Below are 9,411 nucleotides of genomic sequence, written 5' to 3' on the forward strand. Positions count from 1 at the left end.
AATGGGGCTGGGTATGGGTTTGTTCGGGTTCATGCTGTATATGATAAGAGCCTGTTCCAGAAAGCACCACCCTGGTCAAAGTCCCTTTACCTCTGATAATCTAAGCCCCAACCATGATCGCCGCCGCACGGCCCCCAGCCACGGGGGAGTCCCTTTCCATACAGAACGTGGTCAAAAAATTCGGTGACTTTACCGCACTGGGGGGGGTGAGCCTCGAGGTTCCCAGAGGCGAGTTCTTCACCCTTTTGGGGCCTTCGGGCTGTGGCAAAACCACCCTGCTGCGGATTATTGCCGGCCTCGAGGTGCCCACCGAGGGCCGCATTGTGCTGATGGGCAAAGACATCACCCCCCTGCCCGCCAACCGGCGTCCGGTCAATACCGTGTTTCAAAGCTACGCCCTTTTTCCCCACCTGTCGGTGCGGGAAAACATCGCCTTTGGCCTCAAGAGCCGCCGCATGAACCAGGCCGAGGTGGAGCGGCGGGTGCGGTATGGGTTGGAGATGTTGCAGCTCGAGCGCTTTGCCGAGCGGCTGCCCCACCAGCTCTCGGGTGGCCAGAAGCAGCGGGTGGCCCTGGCTAGGGCTTTGGTGAACGAGCCCCAGGTGCTTTTGCTCGACGAGCCCATGAGCGCCCTCGATGCCAAGCTGCGGGCCGAGGTGCAGGTGCAGCTTCGGCGCTTGCAGCAGCAGCTGGGCCTGACCTTTATCCTGGTTACGCACGACCAGGACGAGGCCATGGCCGTCTCGGATCGCATCGCCCTGATGCGCATGGGCCACCTCGAGCAGGTCGGTACCCCGGACGAGGTCTACGAGCGGCCCCGCACCCGCTACGCCGCCGAGTTTCTGGGGGCGGCCAACCTGATTCGGGGCCAAAGGCTGCCCATGGGCTTCGAGACCGCTTTTGGCAAGCTGGCCCTGAAGCAAACCCCACCCTGGGACGAGGGGTATGTGGCCATCCGGCCCGAGCGGGTGCGGTTAACCGAGGTGGAACCCCGCCAGAACGGCCTGCGGGTGCGGGTGCGCGAGGCGGTCTACCGTGGGGCTTATCAGGAGGTCTGGCTCGAGCCCTGTGATATCCGCGTCCGCACCGCCCCCCACCCTACCCTGGGGGCCGGGCAGGAGCTCTGGGCCGAGCTACCCGCCGACGCACTGGTGGTGCTGGATGAATAGGCTCATCGTCTGGTTCGGCGAACTCACCACCCCCGCCCGGCTCTACCGCCGGGGCTTGTGGTTCTTGCTGCCCGCAGTCCTCTGGATTCTGGTGCTGCTGGTGATTCCGGGGCTCTCGCTGGTGGCCCTTTCCTTTGCCGAGCGGGGGCAGTACGGCGAGGTGGTCTGGAACTTCAACCTGGACAACTACGCCCGCCTGCTGGGCTACGGCATCTTCGGCTGGAGCCCCGACACCATCCTGATCCTGCTGCGAAGCCTGTGGGTGGCCTTCGTCACCACCCTCATCTGCATCGTGCTGGCCTACCCCCTGGCCTTCTTCATCGCCAGCCGCCCGCCCCGCACCCGCTACCTCTGGCTGGCTTTGGTCATCATCCCCTTCTGGACCAACCTGGTCATCCGCACCTACGCCTGGCAGATGCTCCTGGCCCCCGACTTTCCCTTTGCCAGACTAGCCCAGGCCCTGGGGTTGCTACCCTCCGACACGGGGCTCTACCCCAGCCCGCTGGCGGTCTACATCGGCATGATTACGGCTTTCCTGCCCTTTGTGGTGATGCCCCTGTTCTCCAGCGTGGAGCGGCTGGACTGGAGCCTGGTGGAAGCCGCCCAGGACCTGTACGCCAGCCGCATCCGCACCTTCTTCCAGGCCATCTGGCCCCAGACCCTGCCGGGCCTCACGGTGGGCATCATCCTGACCTTTATCCCGGCCATGGGCATGTTCGTCATCCCCGACCTGCTGGGCGGGGCCAAGTACCTGCTGGTAGGCAACCTGATCCAGCAGCAGTTCTACGCCAGCCGCGACTGGCCCTACGGGGCCGCGGTCAGCCTGGGCCTGATGGTCATGACCCTGATCGGTCTGGCGATCTACCGCCGCCGGGGAAAGGATGTGGATCTGGTATGACCCCAGCGCAACGCCCATGGCCCATAGCCCATAGCAGGGAAGCCTGTGGTCATGCGCCAAACGGCTGCACTGCGCGGGGTCTGCGGGGGGACTGGAGGCCCACATGCGCCTGAATCCCCTGGTTGGCATTACGGCCCTGGCCACCCTGGCCTTCCTGTACCTGCCCATGCTGGCGGTGGCCATCCTGTCATTCAACAAAACCCGCTACGGCATGCAGTGGTCGGGCTTCACCTGGGACTGGTACCTGCGGATGCTTTCCAACCCAGACATCCTGGAAGCCGCCCGCAACACCTTTGTGCTGGCGCTGGTCTCTACCCTGGTCGCTACCGTGCTGGGCACGCTCTTTGCCATTGCCTTGGAGCGCTACCCCTGGCCGCGGCAGAGCCAGGGCTTTCTGGAGAACCTGCTCTACCTGCCGGTGGTCACCCCCGACATCATCTTTGCGGTAGCTTTGGTGGTGGCTTTCGGGGCTTTTAGGGCGGTCTCGAGCCTCTTCGAGCCAGGCCTCTTCACCATGATTCTGGGGCACGTTACCTTCCAGATTGCCTTTGTGGCCCTCACCGTACGCAGCCGCCTCAAAAGCCTGGGGCACGATCTCGACGAGGCCGCCCGCGACCTGTACGCCAGCTACGGCTACTACGTGCGCCGCGTTTTGTTGCCCTTGCTCGCCCCTGGCATCGTGGCCGGGGCCATGCTGGCCTTTACCCTCTCGCTCGACGACTTCGTGATCAGCTTCTTCACCGCCGGCCCCACCTCGCAAACCCTGCCTCTGCTCATCTACGCCTCGGTGCGGCGGGGCGTCACCCCCGAGATTCACGCCCTCTCCACCCTGATTTTCCTGATTACGGTGCTGCTGGTGCTGCTCTCCGAACGCCTTACCCGGCGATGAAATCCTGCGGTAAACTGACCCCACAAGGAGAAATATGAAACGTCTTTTAGCCCTGCTCAGCCTACTGGCCCTGCCTTTAGCCCTGGCCCAACCCCGCGAGATGCGGCTTTTCATCTGGTCGGAGTACATGGACCCGGCCATCATCAAGGCTTTCGAGCAAAAGTTCAACCTGCGGGTGCGTATCGACCTCTACGAGTCCAACGAGGACATGCTGGCCAAGCTCCAGGCCGGGGGGGTCTCGCAGTACGACGTGATCGTGCCAGGCGACTACATCATCCCCACGCTTATTCAGCTCAAGCTGATCCAGCCGCTGGACAAGAGCAAAATCCCCAACCTGAAAAACCTCGACCCCAAGTTCGCCAACCCCCCCTTCGACCCCGGCAACCGCTACAGCGCGGCCTACCAGTGGGGCATGTCGGGCATCATGTACCGCAAAGACCGCGTGCCCACCCCCACCAGCTGGAGCGTGATTCTGGGGCCGGGGGCCGACAAGCCCTTCGTACTGATGGACTCCATCCGCGAGATGATGGGGGCCGCCTTGCGCTATCTGGGATACAGCATCAACTCCAAAGACCCCAAGCAGGTTCAGGCTGCCGGGAAGGTTTTGCTCGAGGCCAAAAAGAACCCCCGCTTCCTGGGCTTTGAAGGCGGGGTAGGGGCCAAAAACCGGCTGGTAGCCGGCACCGCCACCTACGCCGTGGTCTACAATGGCGACGCTCTCAAAGCCGCCGACGAGAACAAGAACGTGGGCTTTGTGGTGCCCAGGGAAGGGGCCGCCTTGTTCCTGGACAACATGGCCATCCCCGCCCGTGCCCCCAACCCCCAGGCTGCCCACCAGTTCATCAACTTTATTCTGGACGCCAAGATTGGGGCCCAGCTTTCCAACTACAACCGCTACGCCACCCCCAACAAGGCCGCCCTGCCCTTCATCAACGCCGCCGACCGCAAGAACCCGGCCATCTACCCCGACGCCGCCACCATGCAGAAGCTCGAGTTCGTGCTCGACTTGGGGCGCGACACCCGGCTGTACGACGAGGTCTGGACCGCCGTGAAGAGCCGCTAAATCTAGGTTGTGGTGTGTGGACGCGGTTTAGGGTGCAAGAAGCCGCGTCCTCACTTTTTTGTCTGCTCCCGTGAGGCCAGCCACCGTACTGCAATCTCTACTCGACGACCCCCTACACGCTATTCCTAGCCTGCAGGTAGCAGTGGTTCGGGCCGGGGAGAACGTCTACGCCCAGTCGTTTGGGTATCGCTACATTGACCCCGACCCCAGCCAGAATCTACCTGTCAACAACCAGACCCGCTTCCGGGTGGCCTCGATCTCCAAGCTGGTGGTGGCCCTGGGGGCGATGAAGCTGGTGGAGCAAGGAAAGCTCGACCTCGAGGCCGATGTAAGCGAGTACCTGGGCTTTGGCCTACGCAACCCAGCCTTTCCCCAGGTGCCCATCCCGGTGCACAGCCTGCTTTCGCACACCTCCTCGCTCTGCGATGGTTCGCGCTATTCCATCCCAAGCCCCCACACGCTGCTGGATTTTTTTCATGCCGAAGGGCGTTTTTTTGAGGGCGGCGCCCACTTCGACCCCCACCATGCCCCCGGCAGCTATGCCCGGTATTCCAACCTTAATACCGGCGTGCTGGGCACCCTGATTGAGTGTGTATCGGGCCAGCGTTTTGACCTGTTCATGGAACAAGAAGTCCTGCACCCGCTGGGGATGGGGGGCGGGTTCAATGTGAGTCGGTTTACACCTGAGCAAATCGGCAATTTAGCCGTGCTATACCGCAAGCGAACCGGCGAAGTATGGAACCCCCGCGGCCCCTGGGTGGCCCAGGTGGACGACCACCGGGGGGTTGTGCCCCAAAACCCCCTGACCCCAGACCCCGACGCACCGGAGGGGCAGTTTATGAGCGTGGATTTGAGCGCCTACCGGCTCGGCAGCAATGCCACCTTCTTCTCGCCGCAAGGGGGTTTGCGGGCCTCGGCCCTCGAGCTGGCCCAGGTGGCTTTGCTGTTCATGGGCAAAGCCCCGCCTATCCTGCAGCCTTCTACACTGCAAAGGATGCTCGAGCCCCAGTGGACCTGGAACGGCAGCAACGGCGACACCCTGGAGGGCCAGGCCCTGAGCTTTGGCCTGGGGGTCTGGCGATTTACCCACACCCCCGGCCTGGACTGCCCATTAGGGCATCAGCCCCGGCCCTGGTATGGGCATCTGGGCGATGCCTATGGCCTTCTGAGCGGGCTGCTCTTCGAGCCAGAGGCGGGGAACGCCCTGGTTTACATCATTGGGGGGCAGGGCGCTGACCCCGCCCAGCACAAGGGCCTCTACTCGGCCCACACCCGCTGGGAAGAGCAGGTTTTGAGCGCCCTGAAGGGTCTGCTAAGCTAGAGGCAAATGGATGTGCAGAAGGCGTGCATTCCGCCCCCCGCAGGCTTGGCGAGCCCTCGTCGGTAGGCTTTGCTTCGATTGCTGCAACAAGCCCTGCTTCGACCCCCCCGGCTGGCTCAGCAACCCGCTTCAACCCCTTTGACCAGCAGGGAGATCGCCCCAGCGACCCGCAACGGTCGGCTGGCATTTACCAGAGGAACCTATGGCGTATATCCAGCTCAAAACCCCCATCCCTGGCCCCAAGAGCCAGGAACTTCAGGCCAGAAGGGCCGCCGCCGTGTGCGGTGCGCTGGCCCAGGCCAACCCCATCGCGGTTAAAAAAGCCCACGGCGCTCTGGTGGAGGACGTAGACGGCAACACGCTTATTGACCTGGCCGGTGGCATCGGGGTGCTGGCCGTCGGTCACACGCCCCCAAGCGTGGTGGAAGCCCTCAAAGCTCAGGCCGATGAGCTGATTCACATGTGCAGCATTGTGGCCAACTACGAGCCCTATGTGGCGGTCTGCGAGGCCCTGAACCGCATCACCCCCGGCGATTTTCCCAAAAAGACCCTTCTGGCCAACGGCGGGGCCGAGGCGGTGGAGAACGCGGTCAAGTTTGCCCGCCGCTACACCGGACGCCCGGGGATTATCGTTTTCGAGGGGGCCTACCACGGGCGCACCAACCTGACCATGGCCATGACCAGCAAATGGGGCCTGTTCAAAAAAGGCTTTGGCCCCTTTGCCCCCGAGGTCTACCGGCTGCCGGTGCCCAACCTCTACCGCACGCCCCAGGGCATGACCCCGGAGGAGTACCTGGACTGGGCCTGCTGGAACCTGGAAAACGCCCTCACCGCGCACATCGACCCCTCGGCCCTGGCGGCCATCGTGATTGAGCCGGTGATCGGCGAGGGGGGCTTTATCCCGGTGCCGCACAGGTTCTTGCGCAAGATTCGCGAGGTCTGCGACCAGACCGGGGCGGTGATGATTGCCGACGAAATCCAGAGTGGTTCGGGCCGTACCGGCAGGCTCTGGGCCATCGAGCACAGCGGGGTGGTTCCCGACCTGATCATCAGCGCCAAAAGCCTGGGGGCCGGGATGCCCATCAGCGCCGTAACGGGCCGGGCCGAGATTCTGGACAGCCCCCACGTGGGCGGGGTGGGCAGCACCTACGGGGGCAACCCGCTGGCCTGTGTGGCGGCCCTCGAGGCCATCCACATTCTGGAGTCGCCGGGCTTCCTCGAGCAGGCCAGGAGTATCGAGCGGATCATCCGCGAGACCTTCGAGCCCTTGCAAAAAGAAATCCCGGTGCTGGGCGATGTGCGCGGGGTGGGGGCCATGATGGTGCTGGAGTTCGTCAAAGACCCCAAGAGCAAAGAGCCCTGGCAGGAGTTCGCCATGGAGACCATCAAGCTGGCCTCCCGGCGGGGGGTGATCCTGATACGGGCCGGCCTCTACACCAACTGCATCCGCTTCCTGCCCGCCCTCGACATCCCCGAAGACATGCTGCGCGAGGCCTTGGGGGTGGTGGCAGGGGCCATCCGCGAGACCTACCAGACCCTGGCGGTGGGGGCCTGATATGAACCCCACCCGAAGCGTTCCGTTAAGCGCTAGCAAAAGCTCATCTGTTACAACTTCGTCGAGTTGTGTCGCTTCGGGTGGGGGCCCCAAAAATAAGAACGAATCGAGCGGATTTCTTATGAGTCCAGCATGAACTGGCCCGAGGCCATCCGGCAAGCCCACACCCGCCTGCGGCCCCATGTGCGTGAGACCCCCCTGGACTACGCACCGGCCCTCTCGCAGATCAGCGGGGCCGAGGTCTATTTGAAGCTGGAAAACCTCCAGCACACCGGCTCTTTTAAGGTGCGGGGGGCCCTGAACAAGCTGCTCGGGCTATCCCCGGCACAGCTGCAAAAGGGCGTGGTAGCGGCCAGCAGCGGCAACCACGGGGCGGGGGTGGCCTTTGGCCTGGCCCGTCTGGGCGCGAAGGGCCTGGTGTTCGTGCCGGAGGGGGCCAGCCCCAGCAAGCTCGAGGCCATCCGGCGCTACGGCGCGGAGGTACGGGTCTTCGGGCACAGCGGCGACGATACCGAAGTCTACGCCAGGGGCTACGCAGCGGAGCACGGCCTGGTCTACATCTCGCCCTACAACGACCCCGACATCATCGCGGGGCAGGGCACCCTCGGGCTGGAGATCGCCCAGCAGATGCCCGAGCCGCCCCAGGCGGTCTTGGTGACGGTGGGGGGTGGGGGGCTGGTCTCGGGGATTGCGGCCTATCTGAAGTCGGTCTATCCGAAGGTCAAAATCATCGGCTGCCAGCCACAAAACGACGCGGCCATGCTGGCCTCGGTGCGGGCTGGAAGAATCGTAAGCATTGCGGCACGGCCCACCCTCTCGGACGGCAGCGCAGGCGGGCTCGAGCCCGGCGCCATCACCTTTGAGCTGTGCCGAACCCTGGTGGACGACTGGGTTACGGTAAGCGAGGAAGAAATCAAGGCCGCCATGCGGCTTTTTATCGAGACCCAGCATCAGCTTCTGGAAGGGGCCGCCGGCGTAGCCCTGGCCGCTTTGCTCAAAAAGGCCGCGCAGTACCGGGGGCAGCGGGTGGTGGTGGTGGTGTGTGGGGCCAACATCGGGCTTTCGGCCCTGCGAGCAGTGCTATGTTAGTTGCAGGAATGACAGCCTACACGGTATTTTGGCAGAAAAGCCCTGGTGCAGGATCAAAACATGAATGAACTCCTTTTGAGTCCCGATAAGCGTTTTGCCGTGGTGCAGTCGGAGCCCTGGATGGCCGAGGCCCTCGAGGCCATCCAGCAGGCTTCGTTCCCTTCGCTGGCCAAAGACGAGCTCATCACCGCCGAGCACTACCGGGCCCACATGCAGGTATTCCCCGAAGGGCAGCACGCGGTGATTGAGCGCGAAACCAAAACCGTGGCCGCCTGCTCCACCGACCTCCGCACCCAGGTAGACTTTAATCACTTCCAGCACCGCTACATGGAGGCGGTGGGCGGCAACTGGCTCACCACCCACGACCCCCGCGGCGACTGGCTCTACGGGGCCGACATCGGGGTACACCCCGCCTTTCGCGGGCTGGGCCTCTCCACCCTGCTCTACACCGCCCGGCAAAACCTGGTGCGTCGCCTGGGCCTGAAGGGCCACGTGGCCGGGGCCATGCCCAAGGGCTACGCCCCCCACCAGCGCAGCCTGCACATCGAGCAGTACGTGGCAAAGGTGGTGCGGGGCGAGATGTTCGACCCGGTGCTCTCGGTGCAGCTCAAGCGCGGCTACAACGTCTGGGGCATTATCCCCAACTACCTCGAGGACCCCAGTTGCGGCAACTACGGGGTGTTTATCGTGTGGCGCAACCCCGATATGGCGCCTGGTGCAAAGACGGAGGGCTGAGGCTTGCGGTTCTGGTGCGGTAAGTTCTATGATAAGGACAGTGAATATAGTGAAGCGCCAGTATTCTTCTCTTACAGTAGCCGAATATTTTGCAGGAATAGGTTTGGTTAGGGATCATTGTTCGGTTCGGTAGAGATACTTGCTGCACTGATTGCACTTGTGAATTCTTCGGGAATCGGAACGATGTACCCACCCATAATTTCGAATGTGGTTTGAGCCACAGTAACAGCACTTAACTCCATTTTTCGTGCGGCATTCAGGATGCTGGGACCAATATTGCTCAAGTGTAGGCCAGGAAAGCCATTCTCGATTGAAGCTTGCGTCTATCAATCTGCCGACGATCATAAGGATCAAAGCCAACACAATGACAGAAGCTAAAAAAGAGTAAAATAGCGCATCCATGCCTAAATTTTTCCCTCCTTATGGTAACGCTAACCAGTGATTATTGCACAGTCTCACCGTACAATGTCCTATCTCAGTGTATTATACAGGCTCTTATCATATACCCCACATTTCATAATACCCCACATTCCGCACCCCTCTACCCCTCTATCGTTGAGCGACAACGCGAACTATTCAAGCAAAGATTCTAGCAAACCTATTTGAGGTGGCATAGGTCGGCTCGGTAGAACCCCCCCCTCTAAGTACACGACAAAAGTTGAAAAACATGGACAGGGACACGGAGGGAACGA

The 9,411-nt window shown here is 62.5% G+C and carries 8 protein-coding genes; all 8 read left to right on the forward strand.

Annotated features, from left to right (window positions below; genetic code table 11):
* Nucleotides 1-113 precede the first annotated feature (113 nt).
* On the forward strand, nt 114-1,169 hold the full coding sequence (locus ABWU19_RS13335; RefSeq protein WP_435902158.1) for an ABC transporter ATP-binding protein: 1,056 nt from the start codon (nt 114-116) through the stop codon (nt 1,167-1,169).
* Nucleotides 1,162-2,067 (forward strand): ABC transporter permease, encoded by a 906-nt coding sequence (locus tag ABWU19_RS13340; RefSeq protein ID WP_435902159.1) that lies wholly within the window; start codon nt 1,162-1,164, stop codon nt 2,065-2,067. The genes ABWU19_RS13335 and ABWU19_RS13340 overlap by 8 nt, the downstream gene beginning before the upstream one ends.
* Nucleotides 2,068-2,170: 103 nt before the next feature.
* Nucleotides 2,171-2,956, forward strand: coding sequence for an ABC transporter permease (locus ABWU19_RS13345; RefSeq protein ID WP_435902160.1), 786 nt, complete (start codon nt 2,171-2,173; stop codon nt 2,954-2,956).
* Between the two features lie 34 nt (nt 2,957-2,990).
* Entirely contained in the window at nt 2,991-4,019 is a 1,029-nt protein-coding gene (locus ABWU19_RS13350; RefSeq protein ID WP_435902161.1) for a polyamine ABC transporter substrate-binding protein, read from the forward strand.
* A gap of 70 nt (nt 4,020-4,089) precedes the next feature.
* Nucleotides 4,090-5,340 (forward strand): serine hydrolase domain-containing protein, encoded by a 1,251-nt coding sequence (locus ABWU19_RS13355; RefSeq protein WP_435902162.1) that lies wholly within the window; start codon nt 4,090-4,092, stop codon nt 5,338-5,340.
* Between the two features lie 202 nt (nt 5,341-5,542).
* Nucleotides 5,543-6,895, forward strand: coding sequence for an aspartate aminotransferase family protein (locus tag ABWU19_RS13360; RefSeq protein WP_435902163.1), 1,353 nt, complete (start codon nt 5,543-5,545; stop codon nt 6,893-6,895).
* 132 nt (nt 6,896-7,027) lie between these two features.
* A complete protein-coding gene (locus ABWU19_RS13365) occupies nt 7,028-7,984 on the forward strand; it encodes a threonine/serine dehydratase (protein ID WP_435902164.1) in 957 nt (318 codons plus the stop codon).
* Nucleotides 7,985-8,044: 60 nt separating this feature from the next.
* The gene (locus ABWU19_RS13370) at nt 8,045-8,719 is read left to right on the forward strand and encodes a GNAT family N-acetyltransferase (protein ID WP_435902165.1); all 675 of its coding nucleotides are present in this window, start codon (nt 8,045-8,047) and stop codon (nt 8,717-8,719) included.
* The last annotated feature ends 692 nt before the right edge of the window (nt 8,720-9,411 follow it).

This window comes from Meiothermus cerbereus, assembly GCF_051297115.1.
GTDB classification, from domain to species: domain Bacteria; phylum Deinococcota; class Deinococci; order Deinococcales; family Thermaceae; genus Meiothermus; species Meiothermus cerbereus_A.

What these genes read in the sequence shown, in the direction of transcription:
- ABWU19_RS13350 (WP_435902161.1), top strand. Translation starts at nt 2,991, where the DNA reads ATGAAACGTCTTTTAGCCCTGCTCAGCCTACTGGCCCTGCCTTTAGCC.
- ABWU19_RS13370 (WP_435902165.1), top strand. Translation starts at nt 8,045, where the DNA reads ATGAATGAACTCCTTTTGAGTCCCGATAAGCGTTTTGCCGTGGTGCAG.
- ABWU19_RS13340 (WP_435902159.1), top strand. Translation starts at nt 1,162, where the DNA reads ATGAATAGGCTCATCGTCTGGTTCGGCGAACTCACCACCCCCGCCCGG.
- ABWU19_RS13345 (WP_435902160.1), top strand. Translation starts at nt 2,171, where the DNA reads ATGCGCCTGAATCCCCTGGTTGGCATTACGGCCCTGGCCACCCTGGCC.
- ABWU19_RS13360 (WP_435902163.1), top strand. Translation starts at nt 5,543, where the DNA reads ATGGCGTATATCCAGCTCAAAACCCCCATCCCTGGCCCCAAGAGCCAG.
- ABWU19_RS13365 (WP_435902164.1), top strand. Translation starts at nt 7,028, where the DNA reads ATGAACTGGCCCGAGGCCATCCGGCAAGCCCACACCCGCCTGCGGCCC.
- ABWU19_RS13335 (WP_435902158.1), top strand. Translation starts at nt 114, where the DNA reads ATGATCGCCGCCGCACGGCCCCCAGCCACGGGGGAGTCCCTTTCCATA.